Source organism: Simiduia aestuariiviva, from assembly GCF_014192475.1.
Classification (GTDB): Bacteria; Pseudomonadota; Gammaproteobacteria; order Pseudomonadales; family Cellvibrionaceae; genus Simiduia; species Simiduia aestuariiviva.
Genome location: NZ_JACHXZ010000003.1, coordinates 166,933 through 186,795, shown reverse-complemented (window position 1 = coordinate 186,795; position 19,863 = coordinate 166,933). Strand labels below are relative to the sequence as shown.

Here is a 19,863-nt window from a genome sequence, read left to right as displayed (position 1 = left end):
CATTGCTAACGATGCTAACGATTACAGTTGCCTTACTGGCAGCGGTGGCTCGTCGCTGCCGGCGACACTGAACAGCGCAATATTGCCGCCAGTGGCCGACACATTGTTGGTGTAGGTGCGCTCCGTGGCAAAACGGCGCACGTACAGCGGGCCGCCCGCTTTGGGGCCAGTACCCGACAGGCCTTGACCGCCGAAGGGGTTGACGCCCACCACGGCACCGACCATGTTGCGGTTGATGTAGGTATTGCCGACGCGCGCCTCGCGGAACACTTTTTTGGCCGTAGCTTCGACCCGTGAATGCACACCCAGGGTCAGGCCGTAACCGCTGGCATTGATTTGCGCCAATACCTTATCCAGCTCACCGGTTTTGTAGCGAATAACGTGCAGCACTGGGCCGAACACTTCCCGCTCCAATTGCGCCAGCTCCTTGAGTTCCACGATGTGTGGACCGAAAAAGGAACCTTCGGTGGGCACTTTTTCTGTTGGGTAGCGATAGAGCACTTTCGCCTCTTGCTCCATGCGCGCCATGTGATCGGTGAGCAGAGTTAAGGCGTCTTGGTCGATTACCGGGCCCATATCGGTATTCAATTCCCACGGATTGCCTAGGCGCAATTCATCGCAGGCACCGGTGAGCAGCTCAAGGGTGCGATCGGCGATATCTTGCTGCAAAAACAGCACGCGCAGCGCTGAGCAGCGTTGGCCGGCGCTTAGAAATGCCGAGGTAACCACGTCATCTACCAGCTGCTCGGGCAGTGCCGATGAGCAGGCGATCATGGCATTCAAACCACCCGTTTCGGCAATGAAGGGCACGATGGGGCCCGGCTTTTGTGCCAGCTGCAAGTTGATTAAGCGCGCGGTTTCCGTCGAGCCGGTAAACGCCACGCCGCCGATGCGCGAATCGCTCAGCAGGTGTTTTCCGATGGCTGCGCCGTCGCCGATGAGCAGGTGGAGTACTTCTTTGGGCACGCCCGCCTGATGCATCAGTGCCACGGTGAAGGCGGCAACCAGTGGTGTTTGTTCAGCGGGCTTGGCAATGACGGCGTTACCGGCCACCAAGGCGGCGGCCACCTGACCCACAAAAATGGCGAGCGGGAAATTCCACGGGCTGATGCACACAAACACACCGCGGCCGTGCAGTGACAGCTCGTTGACTTCGCCGGTGGGGCCGGTGAGTGAACTGGGCACCACGAAGTGCTGGCGCGCGCTGGCGGCATAGTAGTGGCAGAAGTCGATAGCTTCGCGCACTTCGCTGATGCCGTCGTTGAGGGTGCGCCCGGCCTCGCGGCTGAGCAGGCTGATCAACTCGGCGTAGTTGGCCTCGATCAGTTCGCCCATTTTGTTGAGGATCAGCGCGCGGCGCTCGCCGCCTAAATTGTTCCAAGCGGCCTGCGCTTTACAGGCACTGGTAAGGGCGGCGTCGATGGTGTGGGCATCTGCGTCGATCACGTCGCCCACTACGATGCTGGTGTTGGCGGGGCTGACCAGCTTGCGCGCGGTGCCCTCAGCGAACTCACCGTTGATGATGGGCGCCGCTTCGTATTGTTTTTCCACCAACAAGTTGGTCTTTTCGAGCAACCAGTTGCTGTGTTCGATGTGTTCCAGATTAAAACCCGGAGCATTCGGGCGCGGCATTTCGCTTTGCGAAAACAATTGCGCCGGCACCGGAATGGCCGGGTGGCGGTAGGGATTGAAACTGGCCACTTTCAGGGCGATATCCGGCACCAGCCACTCGGCGGGTGTATCGTCGTCCATGAAACGATTCACGAAGGAAGAGTTGGCGCCATTTTCCAATAGGCGGCGCACTAAGTAGGGCAGCAAATCCCGGTGGGCGCCGATGGGGGCATAGAGGCGCACAGACGTGCCGGGGTGGGCCGCTTGCACTTGCTCAAACATCAGTTGACCCATGCCGTGTAAACGCTGGAATTCGAAGGCTTGGCCGGGTTTTACCAGATGCACAATGGTGGCCACTGTGTGGGCATTGTGGGTGGCAAATTGCGGGAAGATGGCGTCGGGTGCATTCAATAAAATGCGTGCGCACACTTGATAGCTCAAGTCGGTGTTGGCCTTGCGGGTGTACACGGGGTAGTCGCTCAGACCCAATTCTTGTGCGTGCTTGATCTCGGTGTCCCAATAGGCACCTTTCACCAGCCGCACCATAAAGCTGCGATGGGTTTCGCGGGCCAGCTCAATCAACCAATGGGCGACGTGGGGTGCGCGCTTTTGGTAGGCCTGCAATACGAAGCCCAAACCATCCCAGGTGGCCAGTTCTGGGTCCCGTGCGAGGGCCGCAAAAATGTCCAATGACAGGTCTAAGCGCTCGGCTTCTTCCGCGTCTATGTTGAAGCCCATATTGGCGTTCTTGGCTTGCAGGGCGAGACTTTTGACCCGTGGCAGCAGCTCGTTAAACACGCGATCGCTCTGCGAGTATTGATAGCGGGCGTGCAGGGCTGAAATCTTGATGGAGATGCCGTCAGCATCGATCGAGTTGTTGGCTTTGTTGTGTTTTGCAATGGCGGTGATGGCTTTTTGGTAGTCGGCGAAATAGCGATCGGCATCCTGTTGGGTGCGCGCACCTTCACCGAGCATATCGAAGGAGAAGCGCGTGGCCGCCGCTTGGCTGGCGCCGCGGTTCATGCCCTCTTTGATTGAGCGGCCCAGTACGTACTGGCTGCCCATAATTTTCATGGCCTGTAACATGGCCGTGCGAATCACGGGTTCGCCCATGCGGCCCACTAAGTCTTTAAACCAGTGAGTCGTTTGACCGGTGATTTCATTGCCCAAGCGGATGACTTTACCGGTGAGCATCAAGCCCCAGGTAGAGGCGTTGACAAACAGGGAGTCGGATTGGCCCTTGTGGTCTTTCCAGCTACCGCTGGCCACCTTTTCGGCAATGAGTTTGTCGGCGGTTTCACCGTCGGGAATGCGCAGTAGCGCTTCGGCCAAACACATCAGCGCGATGCCTTCTCGATTGGACAGACCAAACTCCTCTAGAAATGCATCCAGTGTGCCGCGCTTGCTGCGCTGATTTCTCGATTGCAACACTAGCTCACGTCCAAAGCTCAAAATGCCCTCGCGGGTTTGAGCGGGCAGATCGGCTTGAGCAAGCAATTCCCGCACGCACTGATCTTCGTCGGCGTAGGTGTACAGGCGCGCTTTATCGCGCAGCGCTTCTAGGGTGTGATTCATCGTTGTGGTTCCAATAAAAAGCGGTCAATTTGACCAATAGTTGAGATAGCATATGTCCCGCATTATCGGGACACATTAAGAGTATTAGTCTCCATTTTTTGCCTATTTCCGATATATAATGCTGTAAAATAATCGATTTAAAGAGATAAACACTATGGCTAATAAGCCCGAAAAGCACGATATTGACCGCACGGATCGGAAAATACTGGCACTGCTGCAAACCGACGGCCGAATGTCCAATGTAGAACTGGCTCGGCAGGTGAATTTAAGCCCCACGCCGTGCCTGGAGCGGGTGCGGCGCCTTGAGCGCGACGGCTATATCCGCAACTACGTGGCGCTGCTGGATGCGGAGCGGCTTAACATGTCGCTGGTTGCCTATATTCAGGTCACCTTGCAGAACACGGCGACAGAACATTTAGATCGCTTTAACAAGGAGGCTGCCAGACTGCCGGAGGTTCAAGAGTGTCACATGGTGGCCGGTGGTTTTGACTATATGCTGAAAATTCGCGTATCGGGCATGAACCACTACCGAAAATTTTTAGGGGAAAAGTTTTCCAACTTGCCGGGCGTGCGGGAAACCCACACCTATGTGGTGATTCAGGAAGTTAAGTCTGAAACAGCAATTCCTGTCCCAAAGTCGTAATCAATTAGCGATTGTTTGCGTCATATTAGTATTTTTTGAAGTAATAGGTCGGATATTGCCCTTCAGCTAGGCTATTGTATCGGCCTTATTATCGCGGAGATTGCCATGCATTTTGCGTTGACCGAAGAACAACAGATGATCGCCGATACGGCGCGCGCTTTTGCCACCAGTGAATTAGCACCGGTAGCGGCGGAGCTAGAGGGCCCCAACGGGCGCCGGCTGCTGCTGGGCCACCTGAAGAAGTTGGCTGAGCTGGGTTTCATGGGGCTCAATATCGACGCGCAATACGGCGGTACTGAGGCCGGTGTTACGGCGTTTAGTCTGGCCATTACCGAACTCGCCAAGGCCTGCGCGTCTACCGCTGTCACCGTGTCGGTATCGAATATGGTGGCCGAAGTGATTCAGGCAGTGGGTAGCGATGCACAAAAGCAGCATTATCTGCCCAAATTGTGCAGCGGCGAATTTGCCGCCGGTGGTTTTTGTCTCACCGAGAGTAATGCTGGCTCTGACCCTGCGGGCATGAAAACCCGTGCCGTGAAAGACGGCGATCACTACGTCTTATCGGGTTCGAAGATTTACATCACCAGCGCTGAGTATGCGGGCGTGTTCGTGGTGTGGGCGGTGACCGACAGCAGTGCAAAAAAAGGCAAGGGCATCAGCTGCTTTTTGGTGGACGCAAACACCCCCGGGCTGACCATTGGTAAGGCAGAAGAGAAAATGGGCCAAAAGGCCTCCGCCACTAATGAAGTGCACTTTAATGAGTGTCGAATTCCCGCCAGCCAAATGTTGGGCACAGAAAATGACGGGTTTCGTATCGCCGTGGCTGAGTTGGCCGGCGGGCGTATCGGTATCGGCTCCTTGGCGTTGGGGATCGGTCAGGCGGCCATGGATTACGCGGCGCGCTACATTGCCGAGCGCGAACAGTTCAATCAACCCCTGATTAATTTTCAGGGCCTGCAGTGGATGATGGCCGATCGCGCCACCGAACTGGAGGCGGCGCGCTTGCTGTTAATGCAGGCCGCGTGGCTGAAAGAAAATCAACAACCGTTCGCCAAGGCGGCGTCTATGGCAAAATTATTTGCCAGTGAAAAGGCAAATGATGCCTGCTACACGGCGCTGCAATTGTTGGGCGGTGCGGGCTATATCAAAGAGTATCCACTCGAGCGCATGGCGCGCGATGTGCGCATCACCACCATTTATGAGGGCACCAGCGAGATTCAGCGCATCGTCATCGCGCGCGAACTGCTCAAAGAGCTGGCCCAAGGCTAATCAAAAGGGGACGAAATAATGGAAATGACAAATCGTATCGCACTGGTGACGGGCGGCGGCTCGGGCCTGGGCCGCGCCACCTGTGAACAATTGGTTGCCGCGGGCGCTAAAGTATTTATTTTTGATATGAACGAAGCCGCGGCGGCAGAAACTGTGGCGATGCTGGGCACGGATAACGCTGCCAGTGCGGCGGTAAATGTGTCCGACGAGGCCTCGGTGGCGGCGGGCTTCGCCGCGTTAGAGCAACGCTTTGGCGAGCTACATTTGTGTGTCAATTGCGCGGGCATCGCCACTGCCGGGAAAATTCTCGATCGCGACAATAACCCATTGCCCTTGTCTGACTTTGCCAAAACCATCAACGTTAACTTGGTGGGCAGCTTTAATGTGGCGCGCATGGCCGCGGCGTTGATGGCGAAAAATGCACCCATGGGTGAGGCGGGCGAGCGCGGCTTGATCGTCAACACGGCGTCTGTGGCGGCCTTTGAGGGGCAGTTGGGCCAGTGCGCCTACTCGGCGAGCAAGGGCGGCATCGTGGGCATGACCCTGCCCATGGCACGGGATCTAGCGAAGTTGGGCATTCGTGTAAACGCCATCGCGCCCGGCATTATGGGTACGCCCATGTTGTTGGCAATGCCTGAAAATGTGCAGGAAGGGTTGGTGGCCAACATTCAATTTCCAAAGCGCATGGGGCTGCCAAAAGAGTACGGTGATTTGGTGGTGCACTTGGCCAGCAATAGCTATATCAACGGCGAAACCATTCGCCTCGACGGCGGCATACGCATGCAACCGCGATAGCAAAGCGCCAGAAACAAAAAAGCCGCTCAACGAGCGGCTTTTTTGTGGGCTGCAAATTATTGCCGAATGGGTTGGGCGGTTGAGCCACGCTGACTTTCCAACACAATCATCGCCTTGTGGGCGGGAATGGGCTTGCTGAACAAGTAGCCTTGGGCCAGGTCGCAGTGGTTGGCTTGCAAAAATGCCAATTGTTCTTGGGTTTCAACGCCTTCTGCCACCACTTGGAAGCCCAGCTGCCGCGCCAAAAAGATAATCACCGCAGAGATGTGCATGTCGCTTTCGTCGAAGGGAATATCCTTGATGAATTCCCGATCGATTTTTAGTGTATCCACGGGCAGATTTTTCAAATAGCTGAGCGACGAATAGCCAGTGCCAAAATCGTCGATAGCAATGCTGACCCCGAGCGCTTTCACTTTTTCAATGGTGCGCAGCGCCAACGTGATGTTATCCATCAATAGCGTTTCGGTAATTTCCAGTTCCAGCTGGCCGGGGCGTATGCCGTAGCGGTTGATGGTTTGCTGTAAGAACGGCAGAAAGTGGCTGCTGGAAAAATGGTCGCTGGCCACGTTCACCGACACTTTGATGTCGGGGTAGAGGTTTTGCCAGGTTTTAAGTTGGCGACAGCTCGCCTCCAACATCCAGTTGTCCAGCTCGGTTTGCAGCCCGAGGTCGGCCATCATGGGCACGAATTCGGCTGGATTCAATATGCCGCGATCTGGGTGATCCCATCGGCACAGCGCCTCGAAGCCACGAATGGTGCTGGACATGTCCACTTTTGATTGCAGATACAACCTGAACTCTTTTTGCTCCAGTGCGCGGTGAATTTCGGCTTCCAAGGAAACCTGGCTACGCGATATGGATTTAAATTCCGGTGAAAATTCTAGATAACTGTTGCCGCCTTTTTGCTTGGCGCGATACATGGCGATTTCGGCGTTGCGTAGCAACTCAACAGCGGCGGTGCCGTGCTCAAGTCCAGTCAGACCCATGCTGGCGGTAATGATCAACTTTTGCTGTTTGATGATCATTGGCTGACGGATCATCTCATTGATTTTATTGATGCGGATTTTCAGGTCGGCTGGATTCTGGCAGGTAATCAATACGCCAAACACATTGCCCGCTAGGCGCGCGCAAAAATCTTTGCCGCCAACTGCGGCGCGGATGCGGTCGGCCACTTTAGACAACAGAAGGTCGCCGCTTTGGTGCCCCAAAGAGTCGTTGATGCGTTGAAACTTATCAACGTCGATAACCACCACGGTGGACTTATACACATTGGCGCCGTTTTCGAGCAGCTGTTCGATTTCGTAGATAAATAAATTGCGGTTGGGCAGATTGGTGAGCGGATCGTAGAGCGCGAGGCGCTCCATTTCGCGATTGCGATGATCGGCGGAGCGCGCCGAGGCTTCGAGCTGAAATGTGAGCTCAGAGGCCACATCCGCAAGTAAATCTAATTCATCGCGCGAGCGCTTTGGCTTTTTGGGCAGTCGTTGGCGCGCCACTTCATACTGCTGTTCGGCCAGTAAATGCAGCGTTTTGGTGTGGCTGCGCAAGCGGAACAATTGTTGGCGGCTGATCAGCCAATTCAGGCATAGCAGAGCGATAAGCGCACACGTGGCGATGATGGTCTGCAATTTTAACAGTTCAAGCCGCTGCATTAAGTTGGCGAGTTCATCGCTGATCACCAACCAATGTAAATTTCGCGCACCGCTAATAGGCAATAGTTTGTAGTGGTAGCGCGGTAAATTCCAATTCGTCAGGGTTTCTTTAAGGGTGGCGCGCAAGTCAGTGGCGGCATCGGCGTCTCGAAAGTGTCCGCCATGGCTGAGCACCCAACTGTGTTGCCAGCGGTCTTGAGCGTCTGTCTGGACCATCAATACATGCAAGTTGGGCTGGTTATTAAAATGGTCGACTAAGTTGATCAGTGGTACTTCGCCTACGAGCAGGCGCGTGGGTTGTCCGGCCAGTCTAAAGGGCAGGCCCACATACTGGGCACAGCGTTGTTCACAGGCCAGCAGTGCATCGGCAGAGTCGCTGCGATAGAGGGTGTTGATCCATTCCGCGTCGACCAACGAGGGCCACTTTGGCTCATGGTTCAGTAGCGGTTGACCGTTGCGTTCAAAAATTTGCAGGTTGCTGAATTGACCGGCCGCGTGTAACAAGCTCCAATCATGGGTCAATCGGTAAGCAATGTCTTTGTTGGGTTCAGACGGCAGGTGCTGGGCCCACTCCTGGAGCAAATGTACGCGCGCGCGAAAGCCTTGATCCAAGGTGCGATTGAGCTGCTGGGCAAGGTTCAATTTGCTCTGGGTGAGTTCAGCTTCTGTCAGTTTGTTTTGCTCCTGCCAATGAAAATAGAGGAGCACAAACATCGATAGCACCACGAGGGCACCTAATAACAGTTGCGCTTTGATCGCCAGGCTAAATAGCCGGGTTTTGGACATACATCACCCTTTTTAAGAATGGGCACGAGTATACAGGAAGGGGCTTAATTCAAAAGAGGGGGCTATTCACAAACTGTTAAGTGGGTTCTGCGCGAAAGCGCCACCAGAGCCACAATGCGGCCATAAAAAACAATACGCTGGCACACCAGATAACCCAGCGCCCGCCCAGCAACGCCAGCGCTGCGCCCACCAGCGCCATAATGACGTTGGCCAAGCAGAAGTTTGTGGTCAGCAATCCCATGATGCGCCCCTGACCGTAATGTCCGTAATTTGCCGACATAAAGGCGGGAAAAATTCCGTTTTCCAGGGCGATAGTTGCGCCCATCAGGGTAAAGACCAGCAGGCAGGCCCACGTATTTAACCAGGGCAGCAGTCCTGTGAGCAGCCCCAGCATCACTACGCAGCCGAGAATCATTTGGCGCTCACTGGCTAAGCGACTCAAGCGCGCCACAAAGAATGCACTGGTGATGATCATGGTGAGCGACAGGCTCACCGACAGCCAAGCAATTTCTTGGGGGCCATGACCAAAGGCCTCTACCAGCCAGAGCGGGAAATATTCGTAAAAGGTGTTCAAGGCCAGTGAAAATAACAGGTGGAAAACAATGAGCGGGCGAATGCTGACATCTTTTAATAAGCCAATGGAATTGCTTTGACGCAAGGCGCGCCAAAATCCACTCGGCGCGGGGGTGTTGGTATCGGGGCTTATGCCCACTGCGACAACCACCAGACACAGCACCACCGTGGCCGCCGCTGCGATAAAGCTGACCTCCACACCGTACAACATGAGGTAACCACCGGTAATGGGCCCCACTAGCCAGCCTGCATAGGTGGCGGCGAACACCAGTGACAGGGCGCGTTTGCGGTCTATGGCGGGGTGTAGGTCCACGGCAATGGCGCGGGCAATGGCGATGTTGCCCTCGCACAAACCGGTGAGCAGGCGCATGGCGGCGAACCACAGATAGGATTCTTCGAGCAGCGCCCACACGGTGCCACCGTAACTCAAGGCGGCAATGAAAAGTGTGATGTTTAATACCCGCTTGCGCCCGTAAATATCTGACAGGGCGCCAATGATAGAGCTGCCAATAAGCAGGCCCAATGGGTAGAGCGCCAAGACAATACCCAGCAGTAGTTTCGGGTGCAGGCCGCCAAATTGGGTGAGGCCGGGGCTGCTTGCGGGATCGAGAAAGTAGGGTGCCAGAATTGGATAGGGCAGGGCGATACCCACTGTGCCAATAAAGGATACCAGCATGACGGCGAGGAGCGCCGCTCTAGGCGATGAAATAGGGGTCATGGCAATCCGTCGTACAGCGATTGGTCCTGGTCCAAGAGATCCAGTGCAGCCTTAAAAAAAATAAGCCCGGCGAAAGCCGGGCCTGCAGTGTGCGATAAATTGCCGTGAAATGCGATATCTAGACGCTGCCTATTGGATGACAGCGCGCCCATCGCGCTTGTAAATCCGACCGTCTTTCATCACGAAATCCACCTGCTGTAGCAGGCGAATATCCGCGAGTGGATCGCCTTTGACGGCGATGATATCGGCCCACATGCCAGCACTAATGGCGCCAGTTTGAGACTCAATACCGAGCAACTTAGCCGCCGATACCGTGGCTGACTGAATGGCGGCCATGGGTGGCATGCCGGCCTCTACCATAAACTCAAATTCTCTGGCGTTGTCACCGTGGGGGAAAACACCGGCATCTGTGCCGAACGCGATGTTGACGCCGCTTTTGTAGGCGCGCGCAAAAGTGCCTTGAATCAAGGGCCCAATGGCGGCGGCTTTAGGTGCCACTAGCGCGGGAAAGTAACCGTCGATGGCCGCTTTTTCCGCCACAAATTTGCCTGCGCTGATGGTGGGCACAAACCAAGTGTCATGCTTTTTCATCAACTTGAAGGTTTCCTTATCCATATAAGTGCCGTGCTCAATGGAGTCGACGCCGGCGCGTATCGCCCGTTGCATGCCTTCTACCCCGTGCGCGTGTACGGCCACAGTCATACCGTAGTCCTTCGCCGTTTTTACGATAGCCTCAATTTCATCTGCGAAAAATTGTGGGTTCTGGCCATTTTTAGCCATGCTCAATACGCCACCCGTGGCGGTGATTTTGATGAGATCTGAACCTTCTTTGTAGCGTTGGCGCACCGCTTCTCGGGCATCGGCAATGCCATTGATAACCCCTTCTTTAGGACCCGGGTGCCCCATCAAGTGCTGGCTGTGACCATTGGTGGGATCGGCGTGACCGCCAGTGGTGGCAATAGATTTACCGGCGGTGTAAACGCGCGGGCCGGGCAACAGTCCCTGATTCACGGCATTGCGCAATGACACGGTCACTAAAAAGTTGTCACCCAGATTGCGCACGGTGGTAAAGCCTGCCAACAAGGTTTTATGGGCATAGCCCACTGAGCGGTAGGCGTAGTCGGCAGCATTGAGTTGGAATCCCTCGGAGTAAGCCTTGGGATTCATTTCATGGTCGAGATGGGTGTGCATATCCATCAGGCCTGGCATCACGGTGTGTTCAGACAAATCGATGACCTCATCGCCTGCCTCTGGTGCCTCGAAGCCCGCGGTAATACCGGCAATTTCGCCATCGTGGATGCGCACGGTCTGCTGCTTGAGCACTTTGCCCTGCAGGGTGTCGATCAATTGCCCGGCGTGAATCAATGTGTCGGCCAGAGCGGCACTGGTGGCTGCCATATAGAGCAGTGCAGCGGTTATGGTCGTTTTCAACATGGGTGAGTCCTGTGTTGTCGAGTGATGTTATTGTTCGGGGTCGGCCAGCAGCTTATCTAGTGTTTTGACGAGTACCCGTGGCCCTGCCTCAACGCGCAGCGGCTATTGTGCATTTTTTGTTCGATGCGCGCATTGTGGAAAAAACCATGTTTTATGGCTGGTTGGTCATTATAATAGCCCGCTGAATTTGTGCTCTGTTGTTAGGGCTGCTGTATTCACTGCCAACTATGCTCACTGCTATTTAGGCTAGACAGGAAAAACGCCATGATCATTAAACCCAAGGTACGCGGATTTATTTGTACCAATGCTCACCCACAAGGTTGCGCCGCTCACGTGCGCGAACAGATTGACTTTATTAAAGCGAAGGGTCCCATTGCTGGCGGACCTAAAAACGTATTGGTCATCGGCTGTTCTACCGGTTACGGCTTGGCATCACGCATTACTGCGGCTTTTGGCAGCCAGGCAAAAACCGTTGGTGTGGCCTTTGAAAAAGCGCCAACCGATCGCAAAACTGGCTCTGCGGGCTACTACAATACCGCAGCATTTCACGCCGCCGCCGAGGCCGAAGGCCTGTTTGCGGCCAGCGTGAATGGCGATGCCTTCAGCGATGAAATCAAAGATAAAACCTTGGCTTTGGTGAAACAGCACCTCGGTAAGGTGGACTTGGTGGTTTACTCCTTGGCCTCGCCACGTCGCACAGACCCCAAGACCGGCATCATGCATTCCTCCGTATTGAAGCCCATTGGTGAAGGTTATACCGCCAAGAATCTCAATACCGATACCTTGAAAATTTCTGACATTACCGTTGAACCGGCGAATGAAGAAGAGATTGCCAACACCGTTAAGGTTATGGGTGGCGAAGACTGGGAACTCTGGATCGATGCCCTGCAGCAGGCGGATCTGCTGGCCGATAATTGCCGCACTGTGGCCTACACCTATCTGGGTGAAAAACTTACCTGGCCCATCTACGGTCACGCCACTATCGGCAAGGCCAAAGAAGATCTGGACCGCGCCTCGCGCGCAATCAATGAGCGCTTGGCAGCTAAGCAGGGCCAAGCCAATGTCTCGGTGTTGAAAGCACTGGTAACGCAATCTTCTTCGGCTATTCCGATTATGCCGCTGTACATTTCATTGGTGTACAAGGTCATGAAGGAAGAGGGGACCCACGAGGGTTGCATAGAGCAGCTGTATCGCTTGTTCACGGAGGGCTTGTATACCGACCAGCCGCGCCTGGATGACAGCAATCGGTTGCGCATGGACAATCTCGAGTTAACGCCCGAAACACAGGCGAAAATTGAAGCGCTCTGGCCCCAGGTCACTGAAGAAAACTTGTTCGATATTACCGACTACAAGGGCTATAACGACGACTTCCTCAAGCTGTTTGGGTTTGGGTTGAAGGGCGTAGACTATGACGCTGAAACCGACCCCATGGTGCCAGCGCCCTTCGTGGACTAACGGCGTTCGGTGATGCACCGATTGTTAGCAGACAAGGCGGCCCTGGGTCGCCTTTTTTGTGGGTCTATTTTTACTTTAGAAGCTGCCCATCAGCGCGTAAACTGGGCCCCTGTTAAAAAGGAATTAACGAGTCCATGGCCGCTTTGCCGCAACAGCTTATTGAATTTCCACTCTCCCATGACACGGCGGTGTCCGTGGCCCCCGGTGTGCGCCGCCTCGTATGCAATAACCCCGGCATGATGACAGGGCCCGGCACCAATACTTACATAGTCGGTGAGCGCCGCTTGGCGGTTATTGATCCCGGCCCATTAGACGAACACCATCTGGCGCGCCTGTGTGCGCTTGGCGATATCGGCTGGGTCTTAGTGACGCACACGCACCGTGATCACTCACCGGCGGCCCGCGTGCTGGCGGCACGCACCGGCGCTCGGTTGCTCGGCGCTATCGGCCCGCAGGACGGTCACCAAGATGACAGCATGTGCCCCGACGTGGCGCTTACTGATGGCCACCAACTCGCGACCGATGAGTTCACACTGACGGCGATCCATACGCCGGGCCACGTGGGCAACCACTTTTGTTTTTTACACGAAAATTCCCGTGTGTTGTTTACCGGTGATCACGTCATGCAAGGCTCTACGGTGGTGATCATCCCACCCAGCGGCGATATGCAAGCCTATATTCGCAGCGTTGAACAGTTGGCGCGTCTGCCCTTGCAGGCGTTGGCACCGGGCCATGGTCATTTATTGGGTGACGTACCCGCCTACCTCAGTGAGTTGGTTAAACACCGACTCGGGCGGGAAGAAAAGGTTTGGCAGGCGTTGCTGCGTCAGCGCGAACCGCAAACCATGGCCGCCTTGACTGCATTGGCCTATGACGATGTGGACGCGTCGCTGCACACGTGGGCCATCTATTCGCTGTGGGCACATTTGGTCAAGCTTGAAAAAGAGGGGCGGGCACAACAGTGCCTGCCAAGGCCAGAATCGCTGTCGTCGTGGCAGTGGATTGCATGCAAATGATAAATAAAAATTTCCGGCACAGGAGTGTATAAGCCGTGACTATGCGCTACAAAACATTGGGTCGCTCCGATTTATCGGTCAGTCATATTTGCCTGGGCACTATGACCTATGGCGAACAAAACTCTCAAGACGATGCCTTCGCTCAAATGGATTACGCCGTGAGTCGAGGCATAAATTTTTTTGATACGGCTGAACTCTATCCCGTGCCACCTAAGGCCGATACGCAGGGCAGCACGGAAACCATCGTGGGTCATTGGCTGGCGGCCACTGGCAAGCGCAAAGACATAGTGCTCGCCACTAAAGTGGCGGGTCGCGGTGATGCCAATTCCGGTGTGGGCCATATTCGACAGGGGCCACGCCTGTCTGGCGATCACATCCGTCGGGCCGTGGAAGATTCACTGGAACGCTTGCAGACCGACTACATCGATCTCTATCAGGTACATTGGCCGGAGCGGCGCACAAATTTTTTTGGCCAGCTGGGCTACCAGCATCGCGAAGATGACGGGGTAGCCATTGAAGACACTTTGACGGCACTGCAAGAATTGGTCGACTGGGGCATGGTGCGCCATATTGGTATTTCCAATGAAACCCCGTGGGGCGTCATGGAATATTTGCGTTTGGCGCGCGAGCACGACCTGCCGCGCATCGCGTCCATTCAGAACCCCTACAATTTGCTCAATCGCAGTTTTGAAGTGGGCTTGGCCGAAATGGCCCTGCGCGAACAGGTGGACTTATTGGCCTATTCTCCACTCGCCTTTGGGATGCTTACCGGCAAGTATTTGCGGGGCGCTAAGCCCGCCGGTGCCAGACTGACACTGTTTGATCGCTTTGTGCGCTACGACAATGCCGAGGCCCGCGCGGCAACTGAAGCCTACGCGAACCTCGCCCAGCAACATGGGATGAGTTTGACGCAAATGGCCTTGGCGTTCGTCAACCAACAGGTGTTTTTGGGTAGTAATATCATTGGGGCCACCAGCCTCGAACAATTGAAAGAAAACATTGATAGTGCTGACATAACCTTGAGCGAAGTATTGCTGGCGGAGATTGAGGCCATTCATAAACGCTATACTGTGCCGGCGCCCTAACCATTTATTTGGCGCTTTTGACCCCAATAAGGAAGATTAACTCATGCAAAATATAACGCGCACACTGCACCTGATGTTCTCGGTAATGTGCTTAGCCGGCCTTTCGACGCTGGCAATGGCCGATCAAAAAGCCAGTAAAAGTGCCACGAATAAAGCGGGAATCTACTTAGGTATCAAAGGTATCTACACCGATCTCGCGCCCGAGGCCACCGAAAATGCGGGTGGTTTGGGAGTCTTAATGGCCGAGCATTACGCCAATGGTTTGGGCGTTGAAGTCGAGCTCAACCGGAGTCAAGCGGATGTTAATTTGCTCGACCTCAACACCGATTACACCTTGGATACAGCCGGCCTTTATGGCGTCTATCGCTCGCCCGGCGCGCTTTATGTGAAGGTGCGGGGCGGTCTATTGTGGAAGCGAATCAGCGTGGGCAATGATTCAACCAATAAAACGGGCTTCGGCGGCGGCATTGGCGGCGGGTATGATTTTGGCACGCTGTTACTTGAGGCCGAATACACTTATGTCGACAAAGATATCACGCAAATCGGTGTGTCATTGATCGGTAAGTTTTAAGGGCTCGCCGTGGAAACATCCCGCTTGACGGTCTACGGTGATCGCCGTTCCGGCAATTGCTATAAAGTGCAGTTGGTACTTGCGTTGCTTGCCAAAGAACACGAGTGGGTTGATATCGATATATTGGCGGGTGACACAAAAACCCCTGACTTTTTGCAAAAAAATCCCAACGGAAAGATTCCGCTTTTGGCGTTGCCAGCGGGTCAATTTTTGTGGGAGTCCAACGCCATCATTAATTTTTTGGCAGCGGGTACGCCCCTGTTGCCGACCGATGCGTTTGCCCTTGCCAAAGTTCAGCAGTGGCAGTTTTTTGAGCAATATAGCCACGAGCCGTTTATTGCCGTTGCGCGATTTATTAATAAATATTTGGGGCTACCTGAGTCGCGCCGCGCGGAATATGAGGCCAAACAGGTCGGTGGCTACAAGGCATTGGAGGTCATGGAGCAGCAGTTATCCCGCACGCCTTTCTTGGTGGGAGGCCAGTGCACCACGGCGGATATTGCACTTTACGGCTATACCCCGGTGGCCCATGAAGGCGGCTTTGAGCTCACCTCCTTTCCCGCAATTCAGCGCTGGATTAGCCGCGTGGCGAGTTTGCCCGGATTTGTTCCGATGGATTGATGCAATAACAGGCCAGTGAAGGATTATTTTTCATTGGCTTCTTTTTTCCCCATGGTCTGCTCGGCCAGTGCATAGCCCCGTTCAATGAGTTCTTTTGCCCGATCAAAATCCATAGTGCCACAGGCATTGCGCGGCAGCGTTATGGTGATATCCGGTGGATAGGCGGCCAGCATTTGCCGCGCGATACTGGCCTGCATGGCGTCAAATGCCTGATCGGCGATATCGTGGGCACTTCGACGATCATCGTTGGGGTTGTCGCCCGGTAGCCAATTGTCGGTAATGTGATCAATAAATTGCTGAATTTTGGGGTGTAGAAGGTTGGACTCCTGCTCTTGTTTGGCAGGTTTTTTTGGCTGACTCGGCTCTGGTTCACCGCCTAGGTTGACCGCCAATGTTATGTCCGAATGATCCCCAAAGGTGGGTGCAATGGGCACTGGATTGAGCACGCCGCCGTCCACAAGGGTTTTGCCATTTAAGGTATAGGGGGTAAAAAATAACGGCAGTGAAATGGATGCGCGAATGGCGTCGAATAAGGGGCCACTTTGAATCCAAACCTCCTTTTCAGTTTTCAAATTTGCCGCCACTGCCGTGAATTTAATCGCCAGATTTTCAATGTCGTGATTGCCCACTTTTTCAATCAGTGCGTTAATAATTTTGTCGCCTTTGAGCAGACCACTGCGTTGCCAGGAAAAATCCATGAGCCGTACAATATCCATGCGATTGAGGGCGGTAATCCACTTCTCAAAGTCCGGCAATTTTCCGCAGGCATAAACGCCACCTATCAACGCGCCAATACTGGCGCCACTAACGGACACAATCTTGTAATTATTTTCCTCCAGCCATTTAATCACCCCAATGTGCGCCATGCCGCGTGCACCGCCGCTACCCAATACCAGTGAAACGGACTTTTTTTGCTTGTCAGTCATGGGTTTTATTCACCTTGGCTTCATGAGATGTCGTTGCGCCCGCTAGCGCAGCCTCAAGTTTGTGGGCGCGCTCGCCGGGTGTGGCTGCGCGGTGTGCAAATAAATTATAGGCAGCGGGCACAATAAACAAGGTAAACAATGTGGCTGCCAACACACCATAAAACAGTGTGACTCCGATCATAGTGCGCGTTTCTGCTCCCGCGCCAAATGACAGTATAAGGGGTACTGCGCCAGCCATCGTTGTAATGCTGGTCATTATAATGGGTCGCAAACGAATCGCCGCAGCCTCGCGAATCGCGCCGCCAATGTCACGACCGGCGGTGCGCAGTTGGTTGGCGAACTCGACAATTAGAATGCCGTTTTTGGCGGCCAAACCGATGAGCATTAGCAGTGCGATTTGACTGTAAATGTTGAGAGAGTTGCCTGTGGACCAGAGCCCAAACAGGCCGCCCGCCATGGCCAGAGGTACGGTCAACATGATGATCATGGGGTGGATAAAACTTTCAAATTGAGCCGCCAATACCAAGAACACAACCACCAAGCCCAAGGCGAAAATAAAGGCGATGGACTGTCCGCTGGATTTATAGTCGAGTGAATCCCCTTTGTAATCGATCTGCGCGTACTCCGGCAGTTGGTCGGCTACCAATTGATCCAGAAACGCGAGTGCTTCACCCAGCGAGATGCCGTTTACATTGGCTTCGAGGGTGATGGCGCGGATGCGGTTATAGCGATTCAACGTGCCGGCGTCCGCAAAGGCTTCGAGGCTCACGAGGTTGGCCAGCGGAATCAACTGTTGGCTGCGCTGGGAGCGCACATAAATATTTTGCAAATCCGTGGGGCTGCGTTTATCGGCGCGCTCGCCTTCAATGATGACATCGTATTCTTCGCCATCGTCAATAAACGTGGTAACGCGGCGTGACCCCAAAAGGCTTTCGAGCGTCGTGCCGATGGCGTTGACCGTGACGCCCAGCTCCGCGGCTCGATCGTAGTTGATGATCACCTTGTATTGGGGTTTTGTCTCTTTGTAGTCCCAATCAATGTCCGTCAGGCCGGGGTTGTGTTCGGCCAAATGGGTGTTAATTTGATCGCGCCAAGCCGCCAATTCCTCGTAGGTGGCGCCGCCCAGCACAAACTGTATGGGCTTACTGGTGCCGCCGCGTATGCCTTGGCGCATGATAGGAAAAGCGCGCACGCCGGGTAAATCACCGAGCTTCGCGCGCAGCTCTGCCATAATATCCCAGGCTGAGCGGCGCTCGCTCCAATCGCTGAGCGAAAGAATGACCACGCCGCCGGAGAAGTCCGTGAGGTTGCCAAAGCTTCGCGGCGCGCGCACCAATACCCGCTGTGCCTCACCGGATTCGATGAGAAATTGTAGGCGCTGTTCAATTTCGTTCATGTAGTCCACCGTGTGCGCGTAACTGGCGCCCTCGGGCCCGCTGACGATGACAAAAAATGAACCGCGATCTTCTTTTGGAACATATTCATTGGGGATCTGTTGGTGCAACCAGCCGGCGAAGATGAGGAGCAATAGGGCTGCTAACCCCGCGATCCAGGGTTTGCGCAGGCTGACATCCAGCAGCTTTTGATAGCGCTGTTGCAGGCGGGTAAACACGCTATCCATGGCGTGCACTAGGGGCGATGGCGTGGAGTTTTTCTTTAACAGCTGCGCGGCCATGACCGGCGATAATGTCAACGCAACAAAGCTGGAAAAAATCACCGCCGCCGACAGGGTCAGGGCAAACTCGGTAAACAGTTGACCTAAATCACCTTCTAAAAAGGTAATGGGAATGAACACCGCCACCAGCAACAGGGTGGTGGCGATAACGGCAAAGCCCACCTGACGGGTGCCTTTAAAGGCGGCCAACAAGGGGTGTTCGTGTTTTTCCTCGATGCGCCGATGAATATTTTCCAGGACCACAATGGAGTCGTCTACCACCAAGCCGATGGCCAACACCAATGCCAAGAGCGTGAGTAGATTGATGGTGAAGCCCAAGGCAAACAAAATGATAGCGGTGGCAATCAGTGATACGGGTACCGTAATGGCCGGTATCAACATTGCGCGCAGGCTGCCTAAAAACAAATAGATAACCAACACTACCAACCCGATGGCGATGAACAGGGTCTTGTACACTTCGTTAATCGACGCCTCAATAAATACTGAAGAATCGTAACTGGGTTTAATGGCCATGCCCTCTGGCAACGTGGGATTGATACGTTCCATGGCCTCGCGGGCATTGCGCGCTACATCGATGGTGTTGGCGGTACTTTGCTTGGATATACCCAAGCCCACCATGGGTTCGCCGTTGCCGCGAAACAGCGTGCGGCTTTCTACCGTGCCCATTTCAACGCGCGCCACATCGGCCAAGCGCACTAGGTATCCGCTTTCGCCTTGGCGCAGCACCAGCTTTTTAAAATCATCGGCGGTTCTAAAGCTGCGTTCGACGCGCACGGTAAATTGGCGCTCCAAGGATTCGATTGATCCGGCGGGCAACTCCACATTTTCGGAGCGCAGTGCGGCTTCCACATCGGCGACGGTGAGATTCTGGGCTGCCAATGCTTGTCGATTGAGCCATATGCGCAGTGCGTAGCTTTGTGCGCCACCAATGCGCACCCGCGCGACTCCGGGTAGCACGCTGAATCGATCCACTAGATAGCGTTCGGCGTAATCGGTTAGCTCTGGCAGCGACATTTTTGTGCTCACCAAATTTAGCCAGATAATGGGCGAATCGTCGGCGTCCACTTTTTGAATGTCGGGTGCATCTGCCTCCCTTGGCAAGCTATCGCGCACACGGGACACCCGATCGCGGATATCGTTTGCGGCGGCGTCAATGTCGCGCGTGACGTCAAACTCCACCGTTACGCGAGAGCGACCGTCTTCGCTGGAAGACTGGATAAACTTGATACCCTCCACACCGGAGATCCGATCTTCAATCACCTTGGTTATGCGGGTTTCCACCACCGTGGCGCTGGCCCCGGGGTAGCGGGTGTCGATGGACACCACGGGCGGATCAATATCCGGATATTCGCGCAGTGGCAAACGATCGAAGGCCACTAGTCCGAAGGCCACTAGCAAAAGGGAAAACACTGTAGCCAGCACGGGCCGGCGAATGGAGAGGTCGGATAACAACATGAT

14 protein-coding genes are annotated in these 19,863 nt (G+C 54.7%); 8 read left to right on the top strand and 6 right to left on the bottom strand.

The window, feature by feature from the left end; all coding sequences use genetic code 11:
- Nucleotides 1–21: 21 nt before the first annotated feature.
- On the bottom strand, nucleotides 22–3,186 hold the full coding sequence (gene putA, locus FHS30_RS10535; protein WP_183910448.1) for a bifunctional proline dehydrogenase/L-glutamate gamma-semialdehyde dehydrogenase PutA: 3,165 nt from the start codon (nucleotides 3,184–3,186) through the stop codon (nucleotides 22–24).
- A 154-nt stretch (nucleotides 3,187–3,340) separates the two neighbouring features.
- Here putA and FHS30_RS10530 point away from each other — a divergent pair, with 154 nt between their 5' ends.
- From FHS30_RS10530 to FHS30_RS10520, 3 genes are all read left to right on the top strand, one after another.
- Nucleotides 3,341–3,829 carry an Lrp/AsnC ligand binding domain-containing protein gene (locus FHS30_RS10530; protein WP_183910447.1) on the top strand — a complete coding sequence of 163 codons (489 nt, stop codon included), beginning with the start codon at nucleotides 3,341–3,343 and terminating at the stop codon, nucleotides 3,827–3,829.
- A gap of 105 nt (nucleotides 3,830–3,934) precedes the next feature.
- On the top strand, nucleotides 3,935–5,098 hold the full coding sequence (locus FHS30_RS10525; protein WP_183910446.1) for an acyl-CoA dehydrogenase family protein: 1,164 nt from the start codon (nucleotides 3,935–3,937) through the stop codon (nucleotides 5,096–5,098).
- Between the two features lie 18 nt (nucleotides 5,099–5,116).
- Nucleotides 5,117–5,893: an SDR family NAD(P)-dependent oxidoreductase gene (locus FHS30_RS10520; RefSeq protein ID WP_183910445.1), complete on the top strand. Its 777-nt coding sequence runs from the start codon at nucleotides 5,117–5,119 to the stop codon at nucleotides 5,891–5,893.
- Between the two features lie 56 nt (nucleotides 5,894–5,949).
- Here FHS30_RS10520 and FHS30_RS10515 read toward each other — a convergent pair whose 3' ends face one another.
- The 3 genes from FHS30_RS10515 to FHS30_RS10505 form a co-directional block, all read right to left on the bottom strand.
- The gene (locus tag FHS30_RS10515) at nucleotides 5,950–8,331 is read right to left on the bottom strand and encodes a putative bifunctional diguanylate cyclase/phosphodiesterase (protein WP_183910444.1); all 2,382 of its coding nucleotides are present in this window, start codon (nucleotides 8,329–8,331) and stop codon (nucleotides 5,950–5,952) included.
- 76 nt (nucleotides 8,332–8,407) lie between these two features.
- A complete protein-coding gene (locus FHS30_RS10510; RefSeq protein ID WP_183910443.1) occupies nucleotides 8,408–9,622 on the bottom strand; it encodes an MFS transporter in 1,215 nt (404 codons plus the stop codon).
- A gap of 129 nt (nucleotides 9,623–9,751) precedes the next feature.
- Entirely contained in the window at nucleotides 9,752–11,056 is a 1,305-nt protein-coding gene (locus FHS30_RS10505; protein WP_183910442.1) for a metal-dependent hydrolase family protein, read from the bottom strand.
- A gap of 264 nt (nucleotides 11,057–11,320) precedes the next feature.
- Between FHS30_RS10505 and fabV the strand changes: the two genes are divergently transcribed.
- From fabV to FHS30_RS10480, 5 genes are all read left to right on the top strand, one after another.
- A complete protein-coding gene (gene fabV, locus FHS30_RS10500; protein WP_183910441.1) occupies nucleotides 11,321–12,511 on the top strand; it encodes an enoyl-ACP reductase FabV in 1,191 nt (396 codons plus the stop codon).
- A 134-nt stretch (nucleotides 12,512–12,645) separates the two neighbouring features.
- Nucleotides 12,646–13,527, top strand: coding sequence for an MBL fold metallo-hydrolase (locus FHS30_RS10495; RefSeq protein ID WP_246341283.1), 882 nt, complete (start codon nucleotides 12,646–12,648; stop codon nucleotides 13,525–13,527).
- Nucleotides 13,528–13,568: 41 nt separating this feature from the next.
- Complete coding sequence (locus tag FHS30_RS10490) at nucleotides 13,569–14,612, top strand: NADP(H)-dependent aldo-keto reductase (protein WP_183910944.1); 1,044 nt, start codon at nucleotides 13,569–13,571, stop codon at nucleotides 14,610–14,612.
- A gap of 43 nt (nucleotides 14,613–14,655) precedes the next feature.
- On the top strand, nucleotides 14,656–15,183 hold the full coding sequence (locus tag FHS30_RS10485) for an outer membrane beta-barrel protein (RefSeq protein ID WP_183910440.1): 528 nt from the start codon (nucleotides 14,656–14,658) through the stop codon (nucleotides 15,181–15,183).
- 9 nt (nucleotides 15,184–15,192) lie between these two features.
- Nucleotides 15,193–15,804: a glutathione S-transferase family protein gene (locus FHS30_RS10480; RefSeq protein ID WP_343049052.1), complete on the top strand. Its 612-nt coding sequence runs from the start codon at nucleotides 15,193–15,195 to the stop codon at nucleotides 15,802–15,804.
- Between the two features lie 23 nt (nucleotides 15,805–15,827).
- Here FHS30_RS10480 and FHS30_RS10475 read toward each other — a convergent pair whose 3' ends face one another.
- Both FHS30_RS10475 and FHS30_RS10470 read right to left on the bottom strand, forming a co-directional pair.
- Nucleotides 15,828–16,730, bottom strand: coding sequence for a patatin-like phospholipase family protein (locus tag FHS30_RS10475; RefSeq protein WP_183910439.1), 903 nt, complete (start codon nucleotides 16,728–16,730; stop codon nucleotides 15,828–15,830).
- Nucleotides 16,723–19,860, bottom strand: coding sequence for an efflux RND transporter permease subunit (locus FHS30_RS10470; RefSeq protein ID WP_183910438.1), 3,138 nt, complete (start codon nucleotides 19,858–19,860; stop codon nucleotides 16,723–16,725). The genes FHS30_RS10475 and FHS30_RS10470 overlap by 8 nt, the downstream gene beginning before the upstream one ends.
- Nucleotides 19,861–19,863 lie beyond the last annotated feature (3 nt).

Excerpts from the sequence above, each read along its gene's own strand:
- putA (WP_183910448.1), bottom strand. The coding sequence starts at position 3,186 with ATGAATCACACCCTAGAAGCGCTGCGCGATAAAGCGCGCCTGTACACC.
- FHS30_RS10530 (WP_183910447.1), top strand. The coding sequence starts at position 3,341 with ATGGCTAATAAGCCCGAAAAGCACGATATTGACCGCACGGATCGGAAA.
- FHS30_RS10525 (WP_183910446.1), top strand. The coding sequence starts at position 3,935 with ATGCATTTTGCGTTGACCGAAGAACAACAGATGATCGCCGATACGGCG.
- FHS30_RS10520 (WP_183910445.1), top strand. The coding sequence starts at position 5,117 with ATGGAAATGACAAATCGTATCGCACTGGTGACGGGCGGCGGCTCGGGC.
- FHS30_RS10515 (WP_183910444.1), bottom strand. The coding sequence starts at position 8,331 with ATGTCCAAAACCCGGCTATTTAGCCTGGCGATCAAAGCGCAACTGTTA.
- FHS30_RS10510 (WP_183910443.1), bottom strand. The coding sequence starts at position 9,622 with ATGACCCCTATTTCATCGCCTAGAGCGGCGCTCCTCGCCGTCATGCTG.
- FHS30_RS10505 (WP_183910442.1), bottom strand. The coding sequence starts at position 11,056 with ATGTTGAAAACGACCATAACCGCTGCACTGCTCTATATGGCAGCCACC.
- fabV (WP_183910441.1), top strand. The coding sequence starts at position 11,321 with ATGATCATTAAACCCAAGGTACGCGGATTTATTTGTACCAATGCTCAC.
- FHS30_RS10495 (WP_246341283.1), top strand. The coding sequence starts at position 12,646 with ATGGCCGCTTTGCCGCAACAGCTTATTGAATTTCCACTCTCCCATGAC.
- FHS30_RS10490 (WP_183910944.1), top strand. The coding sequence starts at position 13,569 with ATGCGCTACAAAACATTGGGTCGCTCCGATTTATCGGTCAGTCATATT.
- FHS30_RS10485 (WP_183910440.1), top strand. The coding sequence starts at position 14,656 with ATGCAAAATATAACGCGCACACTGCACCTGATGTTCTCGGTAATGTGC.
- FHS30_RS10475 (WP_183910439.1), bottom strand. The coding sequence starts at position 16,730 with ATGACTGACAAGCAAAAAAAGTCCGTTTCACTGGTATTGGGTAGCGGC.
- FHS30_RS10470 (WP_183910438.1), bottom strand. The coding sequence starts at position 19,860 with ATGTTGTTATCCGACCTCTCCATTCGCCGGCCCGTGCTGGCTACAGTG.